Source organism: Polaromonas sp. P1_F2, assembly GCF_056405735.1.
Genome location: NZ_JBFUBN010000003.1, coordinates 211,605 through 233,773 on the forward strand (window position 1 = coordinate 211,605; position 22,169 = coordinate 233,773).

Genomic DNA, 22,169 nt, shown 5'->3' on the forward strand with positions numbered 1-22,169 from the left:
TCGATATCGGGCTCTAAGCAGAATTACCTTACTGCTTACGGCTTGCTGGCTGTCGGAAACGGCCAGGCCGCTTGCGGGTTCAGAGTCGTCTGAGCCGCAGGCGCAGCCGCGGCAGCGGGCGCCTTGGCAGCAGGTTTTTTCGCGGCTTTCTTCGCAGCGGGCTTTTTCGCTGCTTTCTTGGCGGCAGGCTTCTTCGCAGCGGCTTTCTTGGCCGCTGGTTTCTTCGCTACCTTCTTCGCGGCCTTCTTGGCTGCTGGCTTTTTCGCAGCGGCTTTCTTCGCCGCTGGCTTCTTGGCCGCTACCTTCTTGGCTGCTGGCTTTTTCGCTGGCGATTTTTTCGCAGCTGGCTTTTTGGCCGCTACTTTTTTCGCTGGAGCTTTTTTAGCCGGAGCTTTTTTCGCTGCTGCTTTTTTCGCAGGAGCCTTCTTAGCCGCTACTTTTTTCGCAGGGGCTTTCTTCGGAGCAGCTTTTTTAGCCGCAGTTTTTTTCGCAGTTGCCATAGTTTTCTCCTTGATCACGTTGCAAAGAGCACTTCACGGTTGGAGTACGTAAAGCGATTCACGGCGTTGGGCCCCGGATAAACCGGTCCCAGCGCCGCGAACACAGGAGCAAAGCCCAACGCGCACTCTGCGGTGCTGTCATTGGTCATTGCAATTCTAGAAATCATTGTCGGCTTGTGTTGCGCGTCTTGTTCAATCAATCCCAGGAAAGGGCACCACCGGACTGGTACTCGATCACGCGGGTTTCAAAGAAATTGCGTTCTTTTTTCAGGTCGATCATTTCGCTCATCCACGGGAATGGATTCTCCTCGTTGGGGAAGAGAGTTTCAAGTCCGATCTGCGTGGCGCGGCGATTGGCGATGTAGCGGAGGTAGCCCTTGAACATGGAAGCGTTGAGGCCGAGCACGCCGCGCGGCATGGTGTCTTCGGCGTAGCGGTATTCCAGTTCGACGGCCTTCATGAACAGGGCCTTGATCTCGGCCTTGAACTCCGCCGTCCAGAGATGGGGGTTCTCGAGCTTGAGCTGGTTGATCAGGTCGATGCCGAAATTGCAGTGCATGGACTCGTCGCGCAGGATGTACTGGTACTGTTCTGCGGCGCCGGTCATCTTGTTCTGGCGGCCCAGGGCAAGGATCTGCGTGAAGCCGACGTAGAAGAACAGGCCTTCCATCAGGCAGGCGAAGACGATCAGCGACTTGAGCAGGGTCTGGTCGGCTTCGGTGGTGCCGGTCTTGAAGTGCGGGTCGGAGATGACTTCAATGAAAGGGATCAGGAACTGGTCCTTGTCTTTGATGGACTGGACTTCGTTATAGGCATTGAAAATCTCGGCTTCGTCCAGGCCCAGCGACTCGGTGATGTACTGGTAGGCGTGGGTGTGGATGGCTTCCTCGAAAGCCTGGCGCAACAGGAACTGGCGGCACTCGGGCGCCGTGATGTGGCGGTAGGTGCCCAGCACGATGTTGTTGGCGGCCAGCGAATCGGCGGTCACGAAGAAACCCAGGTTGCGCTTGACCAGGCGGCGTTCGTCTTCGGTCAGGCCGTTCGGGTCTTTCCAGAGGGCGATGTCGCGCGTCATGTTCACTTCCTGCGGCATCCAGTGGTTGGCGCAGGTGGCGAGGTATTTTTCCCAGGCCCATTTGTACTTGAACGGCACCAGCTGGTTGACGTCGGTCTGGCCGTTGATGATGCGTTTGTCGGAAGCTTTGACGCGCTGTGCCTTGGCGGGTTCTGCAGAGACAGGAGCCGAAGGGGCTGCGGCTTGCGCAGGTGTGAAGGCACCGTCGTTGAGCATGCGCACTTGCGCCTGGGGTTGCTCAACAGCGTTAAAAGAAAGAGGCGGAAGTTCCATCGAGCGGCCTTCGGGCGAGCCGCTGTTTTGAGATGTTTGCAACGATGGTTTGACTTCTTCGTCCCAGGTCAACATAGAGGTTTCCAATACTGTGGGATTATGAAAGCAGCGATACAAAATGAAAAGTGTTCATTCACATCGCTACAAAATTGTGTTGCTCATATACATCGAATCGCGGGGCCGGGTGGCCACGCGATCCGGTGTTTTTATTGGCAGGCCTCGCATCCCGGATCATCGATCGCGCAGAACTTGATGTCGGTGGCAGGCGTTGCATTCATCTGTGCCTGTGCTGCTGCGGCGGCCGCTTCGAGCGCGCTCATGCCGCTGGCGGCGGGTGCGGAGCCGGATGACACCGAGTTCATCTTGCCCGCGGTCACGGTCGATTTCTCGGCGTGCGTCGCGCTCTGCGTGCGCAGGTAATAGGTGGTCTTCAGGCCACGCAGCCAGGCGAGCTTGTAGGTGTCGTCGAGCTTCTTGCCCGAAGCGCCCGCCATGTAGATATTGAGCGATTGCGCCTGGTCTATCCATTTCTGGCGGCGAGCCGCCGCTTCGACGATCCAGGAGGTCTCGATTTCAAACGCCGTGGCGTACAGCGACTTGACGTCCTGCGGCACGCGGTCGATGGGGCGCAGCGAACCGTCAAAGTGCTTGAGGTCCACCACCATCACGTCGTCCCACAGGTTCAGGCGCTTGAGGTCGCGCACCAGGTAGTGGTTGATGACCGTGAATTCACCGGACAGGTTGGATTTGACCGAGAGGTTGCCGAAGCAGGGCTCGATGCAGGCGTCCACGCCGATGATGTTGGAGATGGTGGCGGTCGGGGCGATGGCGACGCAATTGGAGTTGCGCATGCCGTCCTGGGCGATCTTTTTGCGCAGGGCGTCCCAGTCCAGCGTGGCGGAACGGTCGACTTCGATGTAGCCGCCGCGCTGCTCGGCCAGCATGTCCAGCGTGTCCAGCGGCAGGATGCCCTTGTCCCAGAGCGAGCCCTTGTAGCTGGCGTACTTGCCGCGTTCCTTGGCCAGTTCGGTGGAAGCCCAGTAGGCGTGGTAGCAGACGGCTTCCATGGACTTGTCGGCGAATTCGACAGCTTCCTGGGAGGCGTAAGGCACGCGCAGCTCGTACAGGCAGTCCTGGAAGCCCATGATGCCCAGGCCCACGGGGCGATGGCGCATGTTGGAATCGCGGGCCTTCTTGACGGCGTAGTAATTGATGTCGATCACGTTGTCCAGCATGCGCATGGCCGTGGTGATGGTCTTCTTGAGCTTTTCGTGGTCGACCGCGCCGTCCTTCAGGTGCTGGACGAGGTTGACCGAGCCCAGGTTGCAGACGGCGGTTTCGGTGTCGCTGGTGTTGAGCGTGATCTCGGTGCACAGGTTGGACGAGTGCACGACGCCGGTGTGCTGCTGCGGCGAGCGCACGTTGCAGGCGTCCTTGAAGGTGATCCAGGGGTGGCCGGTTTCAAACAGCATCGAAAGCATCTTGCGCCACATGTCGGTGGCCTGCAGCTTGCGGGACGGCTTGATCTCGCCGCGCTCGGCCTTGGCTTCGTAGGCGGTGTAGATCTTTTCGAAGTCCTTGCCGAACTTGTCGTGCAGGTCGGGCGTGTCGGACGGCGAGAACAGGGTCCAGCTGCCTTTTTCCATCACGCGGCGCATGAAGAGGTCGGGAATCCAGTTGGCGGTGTTCATGTCGTGCGTGCGGCGGCGGTCGTCGCCGGTGTTCTTGCGCAGTTCCAGAAACTCTTCGATGTCCAGGTGCCAGGTCTCCAGGTAGGCGCAGACGGCGCCCTTGCGCTTGCCGCCCTGGTTGACGGCAACGGCGGTGTCGTTGACGACCTTCAGGAAAGGCACCACGCCTTGCGATTCGCCGTTGGTGCCCTTGATATGGGCGCCCAGGGCGCGCACGGGCGTCCAGTCATTGCCCAGGCCGCCGGCAAACTTGGAAAGCAGGGCGTTTTCCTTGATGGCGTCGTAGATGCCGCCAAGGTCGTCGGCGACCGTGGTCAGGTAGCAGGACGACAGCTGCGAACGCAGGGTGCCGGCGTTGAACAGGGTAGGCGTGCTCGACATGAAGTCGAAGGACGACAGGATCTCGTAGAACTCGATGGCGCGCTCTTCGCGGTTGATCTCGTTGAGCGACAGGCCCATGGCCACGCGCATGAAGAAAGCCTGGGGCAGTTCGATGCGCTGCTTGCGCACGTGCAGGAAGTAGCGGTCAAACAGGGTCTGCAGGCCGAGGTAGTCGAACTTCAGGTCGCGCTCGGGCTTGAGCGCGGCGCCCAGGCGGGCCAGGTCGAACTGCTGCAGCTTTTCGTCGAGCAGCTCGTTCTGCACGCCCTTGGCGATGAATTGCGGGAAGTATTCGGCATAGCGGACGGCCATGTCTTCCTGGTTGACTTCTTCGCCCAGCACTTCGCGGCGGATGGTGTGCATCAGCAGGCGCGCGGTGGCATAGGTGTAGTCGGGGTCTTTTTCAATCAGGGTGCGCGCCGCCAGGATGGACGCTTTGTAGACCTCGTCGATGGGAACGCCGTCGTAGAGGTTGCGCATGGTTTCCGCGACGATGGGGTCGGGCTTGACATCGGCGCCCAGGTCGGCGCAGGAGGCCTCGATCAGCGCCTGCAGGTTGCGGATGTCCAGGGCGATGCGGTTGCCGCGGTCGGTGACGTGAATCAGGGGCGCTGCCGGCGCCTGGGTTTGCGGCTGGCGGGCGCGCTCCTGCGTGCGCTTTTCGCGGTACAGCACGTAGGCGCGGGCAATCTCGTGGTGGCCGCCGCGCATCAGGCCGAGTTCGACCTGGTCCTGCACGTCTTCTATATGAAAGGTGCCGCCGCCCGGGCGCGAGCGCATCAGGGCGCGGATGACCGCCTGGGTCAGGCCGTCGACCGTTTCGCGCACGCTGGCCGAGGCCGCGCCCTGCGTGCCGTGAACGGCCAGGAAGGCCTTCATCATGGCCACGGCGATCTTGTTGGGCTCGAAAGGCACGACGCCGCCGTTGCGGCGAATGATCTGGTAGTGGGCGAGGGGACTGGGCTGGGTGTTGGTATCGCTGGCTGCCGGATTGCCGGCGGCAACGCTGGACGTTGCGGGCACTGCGTGCTGTGCTGTTTGCATGACTTCCTCTTTGCTTTGTTTTGTGACTGGCTTGATGTGCTGTTGCGGGCAACCGTTTTGGCGGAAGGCGTTCAAAAGCATGAACCAATTCCTCGCCGCCGGGGCCCGAATTACATCAAACTGAATTAGGGCTTAGACACTATACCTAGGGTATCGGGGGAATACAAGCCACTACAGGTAGTGTATCGCCCTATGAATGCACCGTTACGTTTTGTGGCTTTTTCAGGCCCATGCGAGCGCCGTTATCAGGCCCTCACCTCAGCCCCTTCAAGCTCGCGGCAAAGCCTGATTCCATCAGGCTTGCGCAGCCCCGGCAACGCTGCGGCGCGCTTTGTCGCGGGCTTTGGCCCGCCAACACAAGCCCATGTTAGCGCGGTAAAAATACCGTGAAATTTCCAGCTGCAAAGCGCACCACCTCGGTGTGGTTTTGCGCGCGTGAGCCTCAGGCGGTCTCGGGAAAATACCTAGCCGGCAACGCCAGCGAGTCTTGCAGCAGGGACCACTCAAAACCCGGACCGGGGTCTTGCTTGCGGCCGGGCGCGATGTGTTCGTGTCCCGCGATGTGGGCAATGGGATAGGCCTGGAGCAGCGAGGCGCAGAGCCCGGCCAGGGTCTCGTACTGGGGCGTTTCGAACGCGCCGCCTTCCAGGCCCTCAAGCTCGATGCCGACGGAGTCGTCGTTGCAGTTGCCGCGTCCGCGGTAGTTCGACTCCCCGGCATGCCAGGCCCGGTCGCCGCAGCCGACGAACTGCCACAAGGCGCCGGAGCGGGCAATGAAGAAGTGCGACGACACCTGCAGGCCGCGTATGCCCTGGAAGTAAGCGTGGGCTTCCCAATCGAGCTGGTTGGTGAAGAGGCGCTGCACGTTGCCGTTGCCGAATTCGCCGGGCGGCAGGCTGATGGAGTGGATGACGACGAGGTCGATCAGCGCGCCCTCGGGCCGCGGCCCGAAATTGGGAGAGGCCAGCGCACGCGCATAGCGGTACCAGCCGTCCCGCCACAGGGGCTGCGGGGTGCCGGCGCCCCGGCTTTCAGGCGGGGTCATCGGCGGCGTCGAGTTCATCGGCGGGGTCTTCGCTGCCCGGTGTCACGATGTTCAGGCGCGCAATGCGGTAGCGGATCTGGCGCAAGCTCAGTCCCAGCCTGGCGGCGGCCGCGGTTCGGTTGAAGCCGTTTTCCAGCAGCACTTTCGTGAGGATGCTGCGCTCCTGCCTGTCCAGGTACTCCTGCAGGTTTTCCGGAACGGCGACCTGCTCCTCGGCCGGCGCGTCGAAATGCAGTTCGCTGCCGTCGCCGAGCGCCACCGCGCGGTGCAGGGTGTTTTCCAGCTCCCTGACGTTGCCGTTGAAAGGCAGGGCGCGCAGCTGTCCCATCACGGAATCGGTCAGCTCGGGTACCGGGAAGCCGGACTCATGGCAAATTCTGGCCAGCAGGGCTTTGCACAGGGCTGGCAGGTCTTCCCGGCGCTCGCGCAGGGCGGGCACGTGAATCTCGATCACATTGAGCCGGTAATAAAGATCCTGGCGGAAAGTCCCGGCCTGGACTTCGGCAACCAGGTCCTTGTGGGTGGCGCTGACGATGCGCACGTCCACCGAGTCCTCCTGCGCGGAGCCCAGCGGCCGCACGGTGCGTTCCTGGATGGCCCGCAGGAGCTTGGACTGCATGGCCAGGGGCAGGTCGCCGATTTCGTCGAGAAAGAGGGTCCCGCCCTTGGCCGCCTGGAAGTAGCCCTGCCGGTCTTGCGCCGAACCGGTGTAGGCGCCTTTGCGCGCGCCGAAGAACTCGGCTTCCAGGAGGTTCTCGGGGATGGCGCTGCAATTGACCGCCACGAACGGGCCCGCCGCGCGGTGGCTGCAGCCGTGAACGGCGCGCGCGACCAGTTCCTTGCCGGTGCCCGACTCGCCCTGGATCAGCACCGGGGCCATGCTGCCGGCCACCTTGACGATGCGCGACTTGACCGCGCGCATGACAGCTGACTCACCGACCAGCTTCTGCAAAATCAGCGGGGCTTCGGCGGCCACCGGCAGGGGCAGCGACAAGGGCGTGATGCCGGAATCCGGTGCGACGCGCTCGGTTTTGCCGGTGGCCGGCGCTGCTTGCCTGGCGCCCTGCACGGCCGATGCCACCACGCTGCGGAACTGCTTGAGGTCGACCGGCTTGGTGAGGTAGTCGAAGGCGCCGGCTTTGAGGGCCTCGACCGCGTTTTCGGCGGAGCCGTGGGCCGTGATGACGACGCAGCGTTCGCTGCGCTGCTGGCTCACCATGTCGCGCAGCAGTTCCAGGCCCAGGCCGTCCGGCAGGCGCATGTCGGTGATGACCGCATCGAAGCGGTTTTCACTGAGCTGCTGGCGGGCCTGCAGCAAATCGCCGGCGGCCTCCACCCGGTAGCCCTCCCTGAGCAGGGTCAGTTCGTACAGGGTTCGCAGGTCCGGCTCGTCGTCGATGACGAGGATGCGGGCTTGCTGGGGAACGGGGTTTTGCATGCTCATGGTGTCAGGTGGGCATTGTGGCAAAAGACGGCGCGGAGATGTTCGGGGATTGCGCGGAGGGCGCGAACATCACGAAAAATTCGTTGCCCTCGGTGCCTTCGCGCTGCACGCGCTGGTAGCCGATCATGGCGCCGTAGCGTTCGCACAGTTCACGGCAGATATACAGGCCCAGCCCGCTGGACCGGCTTTCCGACGAAAAGAAAGGTTCGAACAGGTGGCTTTGCACGGTCTGCTCCAGGGGCTGGCCGTCGCTCCAGACGGACAGGCGCGACTGCCCCGGCGCCACGGCCTGGGTCGCGACGTCGATCGCGCCTGCGGAGTCGCTGGCGTAGCGCAAGGCGTTGTCCAGCAGGTTGATCATCAGGCGCCGCAAATGCTCGGGCTCAAAAATCACGACGGCGTTGTCCGAGTCCGCCGTGATGCGCGTGCGCCCGGAGGCCGCGGTCTGTTCCGCCCAGTCGGATGTGATCTTCCGGACGGTGTCGTCCAGCGGCAATGTGGTGGTTTGCGGCGAAGGCAACTGCGCCTGTGCGCGCGAAATATTCAGCACCTCGTCCACGATGCGGGCCAGGCGCTGGGCGTTTTGCCTGACCATGGCGGTGAGCCGGCGCTGCCCCGGGTCCTGCAGGTCTTCTTCGAGCAGCGCGTTGGCCTGCGAAATGGCGGCCAGCGGGTTGCGGATTTCATGGGCCACCGCTGCCGACATGCGGCCCATGGCCGCCATTTTTTCGGTCCGCACGCGCGCTTCCATTTCACGCAGGTCTTCCAGGAACATCACGCACAGGCTCTCATGCGAGCCGTTCGGCGAAGCGGCCAGCCGCGTGCGCACGTGCAGCCGCCGGGTATGGCCGCCCGCGTTGTCCAGGCTGACGTCGGATTCCTGCGGCGATTGCGCCGCGAAGGTGCGGTGCGTCAGCTCGGCAAGAGGCTGCCAGGCGGCTTCCGTGGCCAGGATGAAGGGGGCGCTGCGCACGGAATCGCCGGCCGCCAGAAGGCGCCGTGAGGCCGGATTGGCCGAGCGCACGATGCCGTTGACGTCGACCACCAGCACGCCGTCAGCCAGGGCTTCGATCACCAGTTCATTCACCTGCGTTTGCATGCGGGCGGCGGACTGGCTGCGTTTGGCAAGCTGCTCTTCCCTGGCCAGGCGCAGGGCCAGGTGGTTGGCGAGCAGCGCGACGAGAAAGAAGCCGGAGCCGCTCAGGCCTGATTGAAGGAAACGCGCGTTGGCGTCGCCCAGGCCCTGCAGCGAGTTCCACCAGGCGTCGGCCAGCAGCAGCAGCGTCACGCTGGCGGCTGTGCCAAAGGCCAGCAATATCGGGCCCAGGATGGAGGCCAGCAGCACCGGCAGCGCGAACAACGGGGTGTAATTGATGCCACCGGATTGCAGGAAGTTCAGCGCTGAGAAGGCGATGACGTCCACGCCGATGGTGAGCACCCATTGCGCGTCAAAGGTGCTGCCGGGTGGTCGGGGCCGTGACCAGAGCCGCACCGCCAACGTGGCGCACAGGTAAGCGATACAGGTCGCGATGGACCAGCGGTTGGTGGTGTTGCCCAGCGCATAAATGAATGCCTGCAGGATGACCAGCACCGCGGCGATGGCGACGCGTGCGGTCATGAAAACATGCCACAGGCGGCCGAAGGAGCCCGGCCCGGACGTGATTTCCCAGCCGCCTGAGCCCTTGTCGCCGCCTGTTTCAAACCAGTGGGACGGCGTGCTCATTTAACCCCCTGCCTGGCGCCGGTGCGCGTCGCTGCAGTAAATGCCTTTGTTGCCGATCAGCGCTTCCGTTTTCGGCAAATGCAAGCCGCAAACTTCGCAGGCGACGATTTCAGTGATGGCCGTTCCCGGTTTTTGCGGGGCTGGCGGACGGGCGGGCGCCGCATCACGCCGTTCCGTTTCACGGTTGTGCCGCCAGATCCAGAACACCACCAGCACCAGGGCCATGACCAGCAGGTATTTCATGCTCGCCTCAGGATGACTTCGAGCACAAAGCGCGAGCCGGCATAGCCCAATAGCAGCAGGCCTGAGCCCAGGTAGAGCACATGGACCGCCTTGCGGCCGCGCCAGCCCAGGCGCGCACGACCGATCAGCAGGCCGGCAAAGGTCAGCCAGGCCAGGACCGAGAACACGGTTTTGTGATTCCATTTCCAGGCCAGGCCCGGCCCGTACAGGGTTTCGGCGAACAGCCAGCCCACGAACAAGGTGGCCGACAGCAGCACGAAGCCGGCCTCCACGAAGCGGAAGGTCAGGCGCTCCAGCGTCAGCAGGGGCACGCCGGCGTCGGTTTGCGCGGCTAGCCGGATGGAGCGTTCGGAGCGCGTCATGAGCCAGCCGTGCACCACCGCCGCGGCAAACAGCCCATACGACGCAATGCCCAGGGCCCAGTGCAGCGGCAGCCAGGGCGAGGCGATAGCGTGGTAAGTGGTGCCCGGGAAAATGGCCGCCAGGATGACCGCCACGCTGCCCAGCCCCGCCAGCGCCCAATGGGCCTGCATCTGCGGGAAGAGGCGGCTTTCGACCGCGTAAACCGTCAGCACCAGCCAGACGGTCATGGACAGCGCGGGCGCAAAACCGAAGCGGGCCGGCTCGCCGAGCAGGCCGTCGGCCAGCGCCAACGCGTGCAGCAGCCAGGCGGCGAGCAGCATGCCGCGTATGGTGCCGGCGCCCAGGCGCGGCGTGGCCAGCGCCAGGACGGCATAGGCGACAGCGGCGCCGGCTGCCGCGGCAAGACCCCACCAGTCGCTCAAAGCTAAAATCATGGCTAGAGTTTAGCCTTACTGCTTTCGCGGCGGCTTTCCCCGCCGGCCCCATCGCAGCCCTTCCTTCCTTACCTAACTGCCCCACGCCCGTGGCGCCTTCCCATGGCTTCAGCCCTTACCGACAAGTTATCCCGCCTCGTCAAGGAAATGCGAGGCCAGGCCCGCATCACCGAATCCAATGTGCAGGACATGCTGCGCGAGGTGCGCATGGCGCTGCTGGAGGCCGACGTGGCCTTGCCGGTGGTGCGCGACTTCGTCGCCCGGGTCAAGGAAAAAGCGCTGGGCCAGGAGGTGATGGGCTCGCTCTCGCCGGGCCAGGCGCTGGTCGGCATCGTCAACCGCGAACTCGCCGCCACCATGGGCGAAGGCGTGAGCGACATCAACCTGGCGGCCCAGCCGCCGGCGGTCATCCTGATGGCCGGCCTGCAGGGCGCGGGTAAAACCACCACGACGGCCAAGCTGGCCAAGCACCTGATCGAAAAGCGCAAGAAGAAGGTGCTGACGGTGTCGGGCGACGTTTACCGCCCCGCGGCCATCGAGCAGCTCAAGACAGTCACCAAACAGGCCGGCGCCGAATGGTTTCCCAGCACGCCCGACCAGAAACCGGCCGACATCGCCCGGGCCGCGATCGACTACGCCCGCAGGCATTTCTTCGACGTGCTGCTGGTCGACACGGCCGGCCGCCTGGCGATTGATGAAGCCCTGATGGCGGAAATCAAGGAGCTGCATGCCATCCTGAACCCGGTCGAAACCCTGTTCGTCGTCGACGCCATGCAAGGCCAGGACGCGGTCAACACCGCCAAGGCCTTCAAGGAAGCGCTGCCGCTGACCGGCATCATCCTGACCAAGACCGACGGCGATTCGCGCGGCGGCGCGGCGCTCAGCGTGCGCCAGATCACCGGCGCGCCCATCAAGTTCTCTGGCACCAGCGAGAAGATCGACGGCCTGGAGGTGTTCGACGCCGAACGCCATGCCGGCCGCATCCTGGGCATGGGCGACATCGTTGCGCTGGTCGAGCAGGTGGCAGCCGGCGTGGACATGGCTTCCGCCCAGAAGCTCGCGGCCAAGATCAAGTCGGGCGACGCCTTTGACCTCAACGACTTCCTGGGCCAGCTGCAGCAGATGAAGAACATGGGTGGCCTGTCCAGCCTGCTGGACAAGCTGCCCGCGCAGATGAGCGCCAAGGCCGGCCAGGTCGACATGGACAAGGCCGAGAGAGACATCAAGCGCAAGGAAGGCATCATCCAGAGCATGACGCCGCTGGAGCGCCGCAAGCCCGAGCTCATCAAGGCCACGCGCAAGCGCCGCATCGCCGCCGGTTCAGGCGTGCACGTTCAGGAAGTCAACCGCCTCCTCAACGAATTCGAGCAGATGCAGGGCATGATGAAAAAGATGAAGGGCAGCGGCATGATGAAGATGATGAAGCGCATGGGCGGCATGAAGGGAATGCCGAAGTTCTAAAAGAGCTGTTGCTGTTGCCCAATAAAAAAGCCGCTTGAAGCGGCTTTTTTCATGGGTGTTCCGGACTCAGGCCGTGTTCAGCAGCGGCTTGGCCAGCCGGCTGGCATGCAGCCAGGCGCGGCGCAGCACCGCCGGTGAGCGGGTTTCTTCCGGAATCAGCAGGTAGTTTTGCGCGCGCAGTGCCGTGCCCACGCCGACCTTGCTGGTGAGCACCGTCATCGGGATGGACAGCAGCAATGGCAGGCCCACCGGGATCAGCCAGACCAGCGCGCGCGCGTCGATCACGGCGATTCCGACGGCCAGCAGCGCGATCACGCCGGACATGGGCGCCAGCTGCGCCAGCGCGTGGCGCCAGGGCACGGCGGCCGCTTCCCGCGGGGGCGACTTCCATTCGAGCTTCAGGCCGGTCAGCGCCACCACCACGAACAGCGAGTGCGCCAGCATGCGGATGGGCGCCTGCAGCAGGGCGATCAGGGTTTCCAGCAGCGCGCTGCGCAGCAGGCTGGCGGTGCCACCGTAGGACTGCTGCTGGCGGTTGATCAGCACGGCGGCAATGCCCAGGATGCGCGGCAGGAACAGCATGCACAGCGTCCAGGCCCACAGCGACATCAGCTCACCGGGCAGCAGGGTCCAGTCGGCGATCATGGGCGAGCCGGACAGCCACAGCGCGGTGCCCAGGGTCAGGAAGCACAGCCACAGCGGCGCCGACAGGTAGGCCATGGCGCCGGTGCCGAACATCGAGCGGTGCACCGGGTGTATGCCCGGCTCGGCGATCAGGCGCGAGTTCTGCAGGTTGCCCTGGCACCAGCGGCGGTCGCGCTGCAGTTCGGCCAGCAGGTCGGGCGGCTGCTGCTCGTAGCTGCCGACCAGGTCGCCCACCAGCCAGACGTGGTAGCCGGCGCGGCGCATCAGCGCGGCTTCGACGAAGTCGTGCGACATGATGCTGCCGGCCATGCCGCCTGTGCCCGGGATGTGGGCCAGCGCGCAATGCTTCATGAAGGGCTCGATCCGGATGATGGCATTGTGGCCCCAGTAGTGGGACTCGCCCATCTGCCAGAACTGCATGCCCAGCGTGAACAGGCGGCCCGTCACGCGCGAGGCGAATTGCTGCGCGCGCGCATGCAGCGTCACGTGGCCGATGGCCTGGGTGGCGGTCTGGATGATGCCGGCCCTGGGGTTGGCTTCCATCAGCTTGACCATGGAGACCAGGCAGTCGCCGCTCATCACGCTGTCGGCGTCCAGCACCACCATGTAGCGGTAGTCCTTGCCCCAGCGGCGGCAGAAGTCGGCCACGTTGCCGGCCTTGCGGTCGGTGCGGCGTTTGCGCAGGCGGTAGTAGACCTCGATCTGCGGCTGGTCCGGATGGCCGGCCAGCTGGGTGCGCAGGTCTTCCCAGGCGGCGCGCTCGGCCTTGATGATGGCCGGGTTGTTGCTGTCCGACAGCACGAACACGTCGAAGCTCTGCACATGGCCGGTCATCGCGACCGACTCGCAGGTCGCGCGCAGGCCGGCGAACACGGTGCGTACGTCCTCATTACAGATGGGCATGATGATCGCGGTGCGCGTGGACGCATCCAGCGGAACATGCTGGACTTTTTTGGCCGACAGCGCGTGCTTGTCGCCGTAGATCGTCACGTAAAAACCCATCATGGCGGTCATGAAACCGGTCACCACCCAGGCCGACAGCAGCGCGAACAGGCTGATCTGGCCGTACTGCAGCCAGGCGTTGTCGTAGTCGGGCTGCATGTCGGCAAAGATGCTGGTCGCCAGCACCGTGCTGACCAGCGTGAGCAGCAGGAACACCGCGCGGCGGCGCCTGGCCGCGCGCTGCCAGGGCTCGGGCCGGGCGGCGGGCAGCGGGCGCGAAGCCGCCGGGTCGCCGGCCTTGAATATTGACACCAGCGGCAGCAAAAGCGCTGTCGCCATGCTGTTCCAGAAGCCGCGCCAGGGGCGCGGCGCCATGGAGCCGCGGTTCAGCGGCGGCGCCGTGACCGAGTTCGGATGACGTTCCTCGCGCAGCAGGCTGCGTGCGCCGGACGGTATCAGGGTGTGATCAGGTTGGTCCATGTTTCGCTCACGGTGTGGTTGTCATGTTTAAGAAAGGCGCGCAGCTCAACCGGCTGGGCCGGGTTCAGCCGCTGCAGGCGTAGCGTCATGCGCCATGCGCCGGTGACGGGGTTTTTGTAAGCCAGGCTTTCCAGCACGCGGCCGTTGGCGTCGGCGCTGGAAATCGCTTCGACCTTGGCGTCCTCGGGCAGGGCGTCCAGTACCGGGCCGGCAAAGTCGACGACGAACTGGACCTGGCCTGTAAGGTCGGTGCCCGGTTTTGAAAAGCCGATCCCGCGGCGCGATTGCGTGGCCCAACCGTTGGGCGGCAGTTGCTGGTTCTTGCCCTGCCAGCTGACTTGCCAGGCGATGTCCAGCGACTGCCCGGGGGCCGGCATTTTTTCGGGCACCCAGTAGGCCGCCACGTTGTCGTGCGTCTCGTCGGGCGTGTTGAATTGCAGCAGCTCGACGCGGCCCGGACCCCAGTCACCGACAGGCGTGACCCAGGCGCTGGGCCGCAGTTCATAGCGGGCTTCGGTGTCTTCGTAGCTGGCGAAGCTGCGGTCGCGCTGCATCAGGCCGAAGCCCTTGAGCGACTTCATGCTGAAGGAGGTGGTCACCGTGGCCGACGGGTTCTGCAGCGGCCGCCACAGCCATTCACCGTCGCCGGTAGCCATCATCAGGCCGTCGGAGTCGTGCACCTCGGGGCGGAAGTCGCCGGACCGGGGCTGGTTCTCGCCGGCGAAAAACATGCTGGTCAGCGGGGCGATGCCCAGGGTGGCCACCGGCGCACTGTTGCCGCTGGTGGCGGCCGGGCGCATGAAAATGCGCGCCTGAACCCTGGTGGTGCTCTGCTCGCCGGGCGTGATGTCGAAGCGGTAGGCGCCCGTCATGCGCTCCGAATCCATCAGCGCGTAGACCGTCAACTGTTTCGCGTCGGCGGCGGGTTTTTCAAGCCAGAAATCGGTGAAACGCGGAAATTCTTCCTTGCCGCCGCCCACCGTGTCCACCGCCAGGCCGCGCGCCGACAGGCCGTAGCGCTGGCCGCTGCCCAGGGCCCGGAAATACGTGGCGCCGGTGAAAACCACCAACTCGTCCTTGTAGGTGGGTGAATTGAGGTTGCTGAAGAAGCGCACGCCGCCATGGCCCAGGTCGCCCCAGGTCTGGGGTGACAATTTGTTTTTACCGAAATTGAATGTGGCCGGGTCGTAAGGCAGGGGCTTCACGCCCGCTGTCGTGATTTCGTGAATGCGGACCGAATCGCCGTGCCGGCCGACGTGGAAAAAGTTCGCCTCATAAGGCAGTTTGTCGGCGCGCCAGAGCGTGCTGGCGGCATTGAAACGGATGTCCCGGTAGTCGTCGTAGCCCATCTTGGCGAGTTCGGCAGGCACGGCGTGGGAAGCCTCGCGCCAGGGCGTTTGCGAGCGCTGGCGCGCCTTGGCGGCCACATCGTCGAGCCCGAAGGCCTGCGCCTGGCCCGCTGCGAGCGTCAATACTGCCAGGCTTGCGCAGACCGCAATTCGAGCCCGCACCACAAAGTTGGCGCTGCGCTTGAGGCCCACAGAGGCGTCAAAAAAAGGCAGGAAAAAAGCTGGCATGCCATGACTAGGGCAAACCCTGTGCCAGCTTGAAAAAACTGTTTTAAATCAACAGCTTAGGCGTGATACTTGACTTAACAAAATGTAATGCGGCCCAGAAGCACCAGAAATCGCTATTTTTGTCGCCAATCAGCGACAGGATCTGCGGGTGCTTTGATTAAATCGTTTTAAATCAAGGGTTTATGCCTGTCGCTGGTCGGCGACGGCACGCAACGGCAGAGCGACAAGTTCTCGGGCTCACGCCTTGAAGTGGCCCGGTGTGAGCCCGTGTTTTTGCATCAGGCGGTAAAACTCGGTGCGGTTGCGGTCCGCCAAGCGCGCCGCGTCGGCCACGTTGCCGTCGGTCAATTTGAGCAAGCCCACCAGGTAGTCGCGCTCGAAATGCTGTTTGGCTTCGGCAAATGTCAGCACCTGCACGCTGGGCGAGCGCAGCGCCCGCTGCACCAGGGCCAGCGGCACCAGCGGCGTGGTCGACAGCGCGCAGACCTGTTCCACCACGTTGAAGAGCTGCCGCACGTTGCCGGGCCAGGCGGCGGTGCTCAGGGCCTTGAGGGCTTCGGGCGCGAAGCCGCTCAGGCGCTTGTCGTATTTGGCGGCCAGCTTCAACAGGAAGTGGTTGGCCAGCAGGGGAATGTCCTCGCGGCGCTCCGACAGCGGCGGCAGGGTCAGCGTGACGACGTTGAGCCGGTAATAAAGGTCGGCGCGGAACTGGCCCTCGGCCATGGCGGCGTCCAGATCGCGGTGGGTGGCCGAGATGATGCGGACATCCACGGGAATCGACTGGCTGGAGCCCAGCGGCCGCACCACGCGTTCCTGCAGCACGCGCAGCAGTTTGATCTGCAACGCCGGCGGCATGTCACCGATTTCGTCGAGCAGCAGCGTGCCGCCGTCGGCCGCCTGGAACAGCCCCTTGTGGTTGGCCACCGCGTCGGTGAAGGCGCCCTTGACGTGGCCGAACAGTTCGGACTCAAGCAAGGCCTCGGGGATGGCGCCGCAGTTCACCGCGACGAAGGGCTTGCCGGCGCGCGGGCTGGCCTGGTGGATGGCCTGGGCCAGCAGTTCCTTGCCGGTGCCGCTTTCACCGCGCAGCAGCACGCTGGCGTCGGACTGCGCCACCATGCGCGCCTCGGCCAGCGCCTCGGCCATGCGGCTGGAGCGGCTGATGATCTGGCTTTGCCAGGCTTCAGGGCTGCCGCGCCTGGCCGGGGTGGCGGGCGCGCTCAAGGCCAGGGCCTGGGCGATCTTGTCGAGCAGGCCCTTGCCGTCAAACGGCTTGGTGAGGTAGGTGAACACGCCGCGCTCGGTGGCTTCCACGGCGTCGGGAATGGTGCCGTGCGCGGTCAGCAGGATCACCGGCAGGGAGGGATGTTGCTTCCTGATGTCGTCGAACAGCGCCAGGCCGTCCCGGCCGGGCAGGCGCACGTCGCTGAGCACCAGCTGCGGCCGCTCGATGTGAAGCTGGGTCAGCGCCGCTTCGGCCGAGGCCACGGCCGTGACCCGGTAGCCGGCCGCTGTGAGCCGCATGGTGAGCAGGCGCAGCATGTCCGCATCGTCGTCCACGACGAGCAGGTGGGGCGAAATAGCGCTGGCGGTGTCGCTCATCATGGGGCGGCGCGGGGCCGGCTGGCGGCGGGGGCCGAGGCGGGTGCCGCGGGCGGGCGGCTCGTCAGGCTGCGTTCAATCGCCTTGAGCGCTTCGAGGCGTTCGTTGGTCTGGTCCAGCCGGCGCTGCACGTCGCGCAACTGCTGGTTCTGCTTGTCGAGTTGCTCTTCAAGGCGGCGCTGCTCGGCATAGCGCGACGCCAGCAAGCGGGCCAGCGGGTGCAATGGCTGGGCGTCGGCGTTGCCCAGCACGCGGGCCAGCAACTCCTGGGCGCGTATCAGCTCGGGCAACTGGCGCAGCTGGCTCAGCACCAGCGACAGCTGGATCTGGGCCTCGGGACTGGCGGCGTCGCCCAGCCGCGCGGCTTCCTGCGTGAGTTCGGCCGGCGGCATGACGCGCACGCGCTCGGCGTAGGCCAGCATGCGCAGCGTCATGCCGCTGGCGAACACCACCGCCTCGGGGAGCGGCGCGGCGGGCTGGCTGGTGCTGGGCCGTGCAGCCTGGGCGGCGGAGACCGCGGCCCGAGCCGCCTGGGCGGCCGCAGTGTCGGCGCCGCGCTCAGGGGCCGGGCCGCCGCTGCTGCACGCGGCCAGCAGGGCCGACGCCAGCAGGGCCGGCAGCAGGCCGCGGCCGGGGACGCGGGCCGCAGGCCGTGGGGGAAGGAAATCAGTACTTGGAAGCATGGGGAAGCTCTATTCTGAAGTGTGCACCAGGTTGGTCGGGCATCAGGGTGATGCTTCCGCCGTGTGCGGCAATGTATTCGTGAACGATGGAAAGGCCGATGCCGCTGCCGCGAACCACGTCGGCCGGCTGGCGCTCGCCGCGGTAAAAGGGCTCGAAAATCCGCTCGCGGTCGGCTTGCGCCACGCCCACGCCCTGGTCGTGGATGTCGATGCGCACAAACCCCCGCAGCGGGCTGAGTTCGAGCCGGATCTGGCCTTTGGCCGGTGAATAGCGGATGGCGTTGGACAGCAGGTTGGCGATCGCGGTGCCGATTTTCTCGGCGTCTATTTCCATCACCAGCGATTCGCCCGCGACGGTGACCGTCAGTTCGCGCGCGCGCCACTGCAGGCGCTGCGCGTAGACCTGCTCTTCCATGAGCTGCAGCAGGTCCACGCTTTGCCGGTGCAACTGGCGCGCCTCGAAGGCCGCGGTGTTGAAGCGCAGCAGGTCCTCGATCTGGCTTTGCAGCACGCCGGTGTTGTGCCTGAGGATTTGCGCGATCTCGCGCTGGTCGTTGCTCAGCTCGCCGGCCACGCCGTCTTCCAGCAGGGACACGCCCTCGCGCAGCGAGGCCAGCGGCGTCTTGAGTTCGTGCGAGATATGGCGCAGAAAACGCGACTTGTCGGCGTCCAGTTCGACCAGGCGCAGGCGCAGCCAGTTCAGCCGCTGTCCGACCAGTGCCAGATCGGCCGGTCCCTGGATGGCGATCACCTGGTCGAGCCGGTTTTCACCCAGGCCCACGATGGCGTTTTCGAGGCGCCGAAGCGGCAGGGTGAACCACACGCCGAAGGCCAGCGCCATGGCGACGGCCAGCACAATGGCCCAGGTCACCTGCTGCGCCAGTCGCTGGCGGCTGGCCTCCAGCTTGCCTTCGAGCGACTTGTTGCGCTGCTGGATGGCCTGCTGCACCTGCACCGCGATGGCGGCGTTGATGCTTTCCAGCTCGCGGAACTCCTGCGCCAGCTGGCGCTCGCGGTCCAGTGCGGTGTCGGGCGGACCCGTCAGCAGGCCGGCAATCGTCTGCAGGTGGGCGCGCCACTGGCGGGCCCTGACGACGGGGATGTCCTCGCGGGCCAGGGTCGCCAGGATGTCGCCGGCTTCCCGCAGTTCTTCGGAAAAGCGCTCCCTGAGCACCCGGTCGTCGAGCACCACCGACTGCCGCGAGGTGCGCTCCATGGACACGCTGCGTTCGCTGAGCGATTGCGCCGCGCCGCTGAGTTCCAGCGCCCGGGCAGCGTTGTCGCGGCTTTGCAGCGAAAGGTCTTCCAGGGTGAACAGCGCGCGCAGCGAGGCGGCGCCCAGCAGGGCGGCGATCAGCAGGAAAGCGATCACCAGCAGTTGCCGGAACGAAAATCGTTGCAGCATGCGCGTGGAGTACCTGAGCAAGGGCGGCGGCCTCAGGCCGCGACGGCGACGTCCCGCGTCAGGACTTCGCCGCGCAGCGAGCGCTGCGTGGCCTGGGTGATGGTGATGTCCAGCATCTGGCCGATCAGCCGGGGCTGGCCCTTGAAGTTGACCACGCGGTTGCATTCCGTGCGGCCCATGAGTTCGGTCGGGTCCTTGCGCGAAGCGCCTTCGACCAGGATGCGCTGCACCGTGCCCTGGCGGCTGGCGCTGATGGCGCGCACGCTGTCGTCGATGGTGGCCTGCAGGTGCTGTAGCCGCCGCAGCTTGACCTCGTGCGGCGTGTCGTCGTGCAGCGCGGCGGCCGGCGTGCCGGGGCGCGGGCTGTAGATGAAGCTGAAGGAGGTGTCGTAGCCGATCTCGTCGATCAGCTTCATCAGCTTGTTGAAGTCGTCCTCGGTTTCGCCGGGGAAACCCACGATGAAATCGCTGCTCATGGCCAGGTCGGGGCGGATGGCGCGCAGCTTGCGCACGGTGCTCTTGTATTCCATGGCGGTGTAGCCGCGCTTCATCGCCATCAGGATGCGGTCGGAGCCGTGCTGCACCGGCAGGTGCAGGTGGTTCACAAGCTTGGGCAGTTTCGCGTAGGCGTCGATCAGGCTCTGCGTGAACTCGTTGGGGTGGCTGGTGATGTAGCGGATGCGCTCAATGCCCGGAATGTCGGACACGTATTCGAGCAGCGTCGCGAAATCGGCGATCTCGGCGGTACCGCCCATGGGCCCGCGGTAGGCGTTGACGTTCTGTCCGAGCAGGGTGACTTCCTTGACGCCCTGGTCGGCCAGGCCGGCGACCTCGACCAGCACGTCCTCAAAGGGGCGCGAGACCTCCTCGCCGCGGGTGTAGGGCACCACGCAGTAGCTGCAGTACTTCGAGCAGCCTTCCATGATGCTCACGAAAGCGCTGGCGCCTTCGACGCGCGCCGGCGGCAGGTGGTCGAATTTTTCGATCTCAGGGAAGCTGATGTCGACTTGCGGCTTGCCCAGGCGTGCCCGGCTGGCCAGCAACTGCGGTAGGCGGTGCAAGGTTTGCGGGCCGAACACCACATCCACGTAAGGCGCGCGCTGGATGATGGCCGCGCCTTCCTGGCTGGCCACGCAGCCGCCCACGCCGATCAGCACGCCTTTTTCCTTGAGGTGCTTGACGCGGCCCAGGTCGCTGAAGACTTTTTCCTGGGCTTTTTCGCGCACAGAGCAGGTGTTGAACAGGATCAGGTCGGCCTGTTCCATGTCCTGCGTGGGCTCGTAGCCCTCGGCCGCGCGGAGCACGTCGGACATCTTGTCCGAGTCGTACTCGTTCATCTGGCAACCAAAGGTTTTGATAAAGACTTTTTTACTCATGATCTGCTGGCGTGGCGGTTGGCCGCTGGATTCGCTGTTGAATGGATGCTTGCCGGAGTTCTGCCGGGAGGACGAAATGCGGTTGCGCGCCGGGGATTCCCGGCGCGGCGCGAATCAGCGCTGGTAGGCTGGCAGCTGGCGGTACGGCGTCTTGCCGTTGTCCGCGGGCGTCTTGGAGGCGCTGTCGGTGGTGAAGTTGAACAGCGTGGCGGTGCCGCCGGGCCGCTTTTCCTTGGCCTCTTCCGCGTTGAGGATCCAGACCTCATGCACCAGGCCGGTGTTGTCGCGCACGTAGTTCACCAGCACCGGCTTGTTCAGCAGGGGCGCGGACAGCGTGAACTGGTTGTTGGCGTCGCGTATGCGCGCGCCCACCGAGAGCCGCTCCCGCTTGCCGTCCATGGAAATCACCGGCGGCGCCAGCACCACCATTTCGCCGCGGACGGCCTTGGCCGGGAACTGCCTGACGTTGGGCTTGGCCGCTTCGGTGGACGAAGTGGCCTGGACGGTCTGGGTGCTCTGGTCGGTCTGGGCCAGGGCGGGCAGGCCCAGCAAACCGGCGGAGGCGGCCAGTGCCAGGAGGAGGGGAGTCAGACGGAAGTTGCAGCGGTTCATGGTATGTGTCCAGAGGCTGTTGAATATCAAAAGGATAGCAAAGAATGGCCGGAGCGCGCCATAAAAAGAACCCGCAAGGCCCAGAACACAAAGAACAAAGCCCCAGGGGAGGGAACCCTCTGGGGCTTTGAAAGCATTCTTGGTGGTCGTAGGTGGACTTGAACCACCGACATCAGCATTATGAATGCTGCGCTCTAACCAACTGAGCTATACGACCGAAACCCAAGATTATAACTATAAAACCACCCCCGTCCAGGCTCACTGCGTGTAGCCTGTTCCCCCCTCGAGGGGGCGGCGCCTGCGGTCTGGCAAAGCCAGTCCCGCGGCCCCTACTGGTTGGGGTTCACCGGTGTTTAAAGACCGGTTTGCGTTTGTTCACAAAGGCATCCATGCCTTCTTTTTGGTCTTCGGTGGAAAACAGCGAATGGAACAGGCGCCGTTCGAACATCACGCCGTCGCTGAGTCCGCTTTCAAACGCCCGGTTCACGGCCTCCTTGGCGGCCATGACGCTGGGCTGGCCGAAACCGCAGATCAACAGGGCGGCGCCCAGGGCTTCGTCCATCAGCTTGTCCAGCGGCACGACGCGGCTGACCAGGCCCGAACGCTCGGCCTCCGCGGCATCCATCATGCGGCCGGTCAGGGCCATGTCCATGGCCTTGGACTTGCCTACCGCGCGCGGCAGGCGTTGCGTGCCGCCGGCGCCGGGGATGATGCCCAGCTTGATCTCGGGCTGGCCGAAACGCGCGTTGTCGGCGGCGATGATGAAATCGCACATCATGGCCAGTTCGCAGCCGCCGCCCAGGGCGAAGCCGCTGACAGCGGCGATCACCGGTTTGCGCACGCTGCGGATCTGCTCCCAGTTGCGGCTGATGTAGTCCTTGTTGTAGACGTCGGCAAAGGTGTAGCCTGCCATGGCGCCTATGTCGGCGCCGGCGGCGAAGGCCTTTTCGCTGCCGGTCAGGATGATGCAGCCTATGCCGTCGTCGGCGTCGAAGCCCTTGAGCGCCAGGCCCAGTTCGTCCATCAACTGGTCGTTCAGGGCGTTGAGCTGCTTGGGCCGGTTCAGCGTGACGATGCCCACCTTGCGGCCGTCCGGGCCCTCGGTGCGGGTTTCAATGGTTTCGTAGCTCATGGAAGAAGTCCTTTGGCGGGAATGCGGGGGAAGCTGGA

Annotated in this window: 18 protein-coding genes and 1 tRNA gene; 1 reads left to right on the top strand and 18 read right to left on the bottom strand. The window is 64.8% G+C overall.

Annotation, left to right across the window (positions count from 1 at the left end):
• Positions 1-35 precede the first annotated feature (35 nt).
• The 9 genes from AC1D0O_RS07985 to AC1D0O_RS08025 form a co-directional block, all read right to left on the bottom strand.
• Positions 36-500, bottom strand: a complete 465-nt coding sequence (locus tag AC1D0O_RS07985) for a histone H1-like DNA-binding protein (RefSeq protein WP_436156449.1) — start codon at positions 498-500, stop codon at positions 36-38.
• Positions 501-514: 14 nt separating this feature from the next.
• Complete coding sequence (locus AC1D0O_RS07990; protein WP_436156450.1) at positions 515-649, bottom strand: hypothetical protein; 135 nt, start codon at positions 647-649, stop codon at positions 515-517.
• A 47-nt stretch (positions 650-696) separates the two neighbouring features.
• A complete protein-coding gene (locus AC1D0O_RS07995; protein WP_477653008.1) occupies positions 697-1,923 on the bottom strand; it encodes a ribonucleotide-diphosphate reductase subunit beta in 1,227 nt (408 codons plus the stop codon).
• A gap of 131 nt (positions 1,924-2,054) precedes the next feature.
• Positions 2,055-4,964, bottom strand: coding sequence for a ribonucleoside-diphosphate reductase subunit alpha (locus AC1D0O_RS08000; RefSeq protein ID WP_477653009.1), 2,910 nt, complete (start codon positions 4,962-4,964; stop codon positions 2,055-2,057).
• A gap of 442 nt (positions 4,965-5,406) precedes the next feature.
• Positions 5,407-6,009, bottom strand: coding sequence for a 1,6-anhydro-N-acetylmuramyl-L-alanine amidase AmpD (gene ampD / locus AC1D0O_RS08005; RefSeq protein ID WP_477653010.1), 603 nt, complete (start codon positions 6,007-6,009; stop codon positions 5,407-5,409).
• Positions 5,996-7,453, bottom strand: coding sequence for a sigma-54-dependent transcriptional regulator (locus tag AC1D0O_RS08010; protein ID WP_477653011.1), 1,458 nt, complete (start codon positions 7,451-7,453; stop codon positions 5,996-5,998). The genes ampD and AC1D0O_RS08010 overlap by 14 nt, the downstream gene beginning before the upstream one ends.
• A 4-nt stretch (positions 7,454-7,457) precedes the next feature.
• The gene (locus AC1D0O_RS08015) at positions 7,458-9,176 is read right to left on the bottom strand and encodes a sensor histidine kinase (RefSeq protein WP_477653012.1); all 1,719 of its coding nucleotides are present in this window, start codon (positions 9,174-9,176) and stop codon (positions 7,458-7,460) included.
• A complete protein-coding gene (locus AC1D0O_RS08020) occupies positions 9,177-9,419 on the bottom strand; it encodes a PP0621 family protein (protein WP_477653013.1) in 243 nt (80 codons plus the stop codon).
• Positions 9,416-10,216 (bottom strand): cytochrome C assembly family protein, encoded by an 801-nt coding sequence (locus tag AC1D0O_RS08025; protein WP_477653014.1) that lies wholly within the window; start codon positions 10,214-10,216, stop codon positions 9,416-9,418. Before AC1D0O_RS08025 ends, AC1D0O_RS08020 begins: the two co-directional genes overlap by 4 nt.
• A gap of 102 nt (positions 10,217-10,318) precedes the next feature.
• On the opposite strand from AC1D0O_RS08025, the gene ffh reads away from it, so the two are divergent.
• Positions 10,319-11,677, top strand: coding sequence for a signal recognition particle protein (gene ffh, locus AC1D0O_RS08030; protein ID WP_477653015.1), 1,359 nt, complete (start codon positions 10,319-10,321; stop codon positions 11,675-11,677).
• A gap of 66 nt (positions 11,678-11,743) precedes the next feature.
• On the opposite strand, the gene mdoH is transcribed toward ffh, so the two are convergent.
• The 9 genes from mdoH to AC1D0O_RS08075 all read right to left on the bottom strand — a co-directional run bounded on the left by mdoH (position 11,744) and on the right by AC1D0O_RS08075 (position 22,131).
• On the bottom strand, positions 11,744-13,744 hold the full coding sequence (mdoH, locus tag AC1D0O_RS08035) for a glucans biosynthesis glucosyltransferase MdoH (protein ID WP_477653016.1): 2,001 nt from the start codon (positions 13,742-13,744) through the stop codon (positions 11,744-11,746).
• Positions 13,720-15,321 carry a glucan biosynthesis protein G gene (locus AC1D0O_RS08040; RefSeq protein WP_477653017.1) on the bottom strand — a complete coding sequence of 534 codons (1,602 nt, stop codon included), beginning with the start codon at positions 15,319-15,321 and terminating at the stop codon, positions 13,720-13,722. Before AC1D0O_RS08040 ends, mdoH begins: the two co-directional genes overlap by 25 nt.
• A gap of 237 nt (positions 15,322-15,558) precedes the next feature.
• Positions 15,559-16,923 carry a sigma 54-interacting transcriptional regulator gene (locus AC1D0O_RS08045; RefSeq protein ID WP_477653310.1) on the bottom strand — a complete coding sequence of 455 codons (1,365 nt, stop codon included), beginning with the start codon at positions 16,921-16,923 and terminating at the stop codon, positions 15,559-15,561.
• Complete coding sequence (locus AC1D0O_RS08050; protein WP_477653018.1) at positions 16,923-17,606, bottom strand: hypothetical protein; 684 nt, start codon at positions 17,604-17,606, stop codon at positions 16,923-16,925. The genes AC1D0O_RS08045 and AC1D0O_RS08050 overlap by 1 nt, the downstream gene beginning before the upstream one ends.
• The gene (locus AC1D0O_RS08055; protein WP_477653019.1) at positions 17,590-19,011 is read right to left on the bottom strand and encodes a sensor histidine kinase; all 1,422 of its coding nucleotides are present in this window, start codon (positions 19,009-19,011) and stop codon (positions 17,590-17,592) included. The genes AC1D0O_RS08050 and AC1D0O_RS08055 overlap by 17 nt, the downstream gene beginning before the upstream one ends.
• A gap of 32 nt (positions 19,012-19,043) precedes the next feature.
• Entirely contained in the window at positions 19,044-20,387 is a 1,344-nt protein-coding gene (miaB, locus tag AC1D0O_RS08060; RefSeq protein ID WP_477653020.1) for a tRNA (N6-isopentenyl adenosine(37)-C2)-methylthiotransferase MiaB, read from the bottom strand.
• 114 nt (positions 20,388-20,501) lie between these two features.
• Complete coding sequence (locus AC1D0O_RS08065; protein WP_477653021.1) at positions 20,502-20,999, bottom strand: hypothetical protein; 498 nt, start codon at positions 20,997-20,999, stop codon at positions 20,502-20,504.
• A gap of 140 nt (positions 21,000-21,139) precedes the next feature.
• Positions 21,140-21,216 (bottom strand) — tRNA-Met (locus AC1D0O_RS08070).
• A 126-nt stretch (positions 21,217-21,342) separates the two neighbouring features.
• On the bottom strand, positions 21,343-22,131 hold the full coding sequence (locus AC1D0O_RS08075; protein WP_477653022.1) for an enoyl-CoA hydratase: 789 nt from the start codon (positions 22,129-22,131) through the stop codon (positions 21,343-21,345).
• Positions 22,132-22,169: the final 38 nt, after the last annotated feature.

Bases quoted from the DNA above. Each gene is read 5' to 3' on its own strand.
- AC1D0O_RS07985 (WP_436156449.1), bottom strand. From the start codon at position 500: ATGGCAACTGCGAAAAAAACTGCGGCTAAAAAAGCTGCTCCGAAGAAA.
- AC1D0O_RS07995 (WP_477653008.1), bottom strand. From the start codon at position 1,923: ATGTTGACCTGGGACGAAGAAGTCAAACCATCGTTGCAAACATCTCAA.
- mdoH (WP_477653016.1), bottom strand. From the start codon at position 13,744: ATGGACCAACCTGATCACACCCTGATACCGTCCGGCGCACGCAGCCTG.
- AC1D0O_RS08055 (WP_477653019.1), bottom strand. From the start codon at position 19,011: ATGCTGCAACGATTTTCGTTCCGGCAACTGCTGGTGATCGCTTTCCTG.
- AC1D0O_RS08040 (WP_477653017.1), bottom strand. From the start codon at position 15,321: ATGCCAGCTTTTTTCCTGCCTTTTTTTGACGCCTCTGTGGGCCTCAAG.
- AC1D0O_RS08000 (WP_477653009.1), bottom strand. From the start codon at position 4,964: ATGCAAACAGCACAGCACGCAGTGCCCGCAACGTCCAGCGTTGCCGCC.
- AC1D0O_RS08075 (WP_477653022.1), bottom strand. From the start codon at position 22,131: ATGAGCTACGAAACCATTGAAACCCGCACCGAGGGCCCGGACGGCCGC.
- ffh (WP_477653015.1), top strand. From the start codon at position 10,319: ATGGCTTCAGCCCTTACCGACAAGTTATCCCGCCTCGTCAAGGAAATG.
- AC1D0O_RS08050 (WP_477653018.1), bottom strand. From the start codon at position 17,606: ATGCTTCCAAGTACTGATTTCCTTCCCCCACGGCCTGCGGCCCGCGTC.
- AC1D0O_RS07990 (WP_436156450.1), bottom strand. From the start codon at position 649: ATGACCAATGACAGCACCGCAGAGTGCGCGTTGGGCTTTGCTCCTGTG.
- ampD (WP_477653010.1), bottom strand. From the start codon at position 6,009: ATGACCCCGCCTGAAAGCCGGGGCGCCGGCACCCCGCAGCCCCTGTGG.
- AC1D0O_RS08015 (WP_477653012.1), bottom strand. From the start codon at position 9,176: ATGAGCACGCCGTCCCACTGGTTTGAAACAGGCGGCGACAAGGGCTCA.
- AC1D0O_RS08045 (WP_477653310.1), bottom strand. From the start codon at position 16,923: ATGAGCGACACCGCCAGCGCTATTTCGCCCCACCTGCTCGTCGTGGAC.
- miaB (WP_477653020.1), bottom strand. From the start codon at position 20,387: ATGAGTAAAAAAGTCTTTATCAAAACCTTTGGTTGCCAGATGAACGAG.
- AC1D0O_RS08010 (WP_477653011.1), bottom strand. From the start codon at position 7,453: ATGAGCATGCAAAACCCCGTTCCCCAGCAAGCCCGCATCCTCGTCATC.
- AC1D0O_RS08065 (WP_477653021.1), bottom strand. From the start codon at position 20,999: ATGAACCGCTGCAACTTCCGTCTGACTCCCCTCCTCCTGGCACTGGCC.
- AC1D0O_RS08020 (WP_477653013.1), bottom strand. From the start codon at position 9,419: ATGAAATACCTGCTGGTCATGGCCCTGGTGCTGGTGGTGTTCTGGATC.
- AC1D0O_RS08025 (WP_477653014.1), bottom strand. From the start codon at position 10,216: ATGATTTTAGCTTTGAGCGACTGGTGGGGTCTTGCCGCGGCAGCCGGC.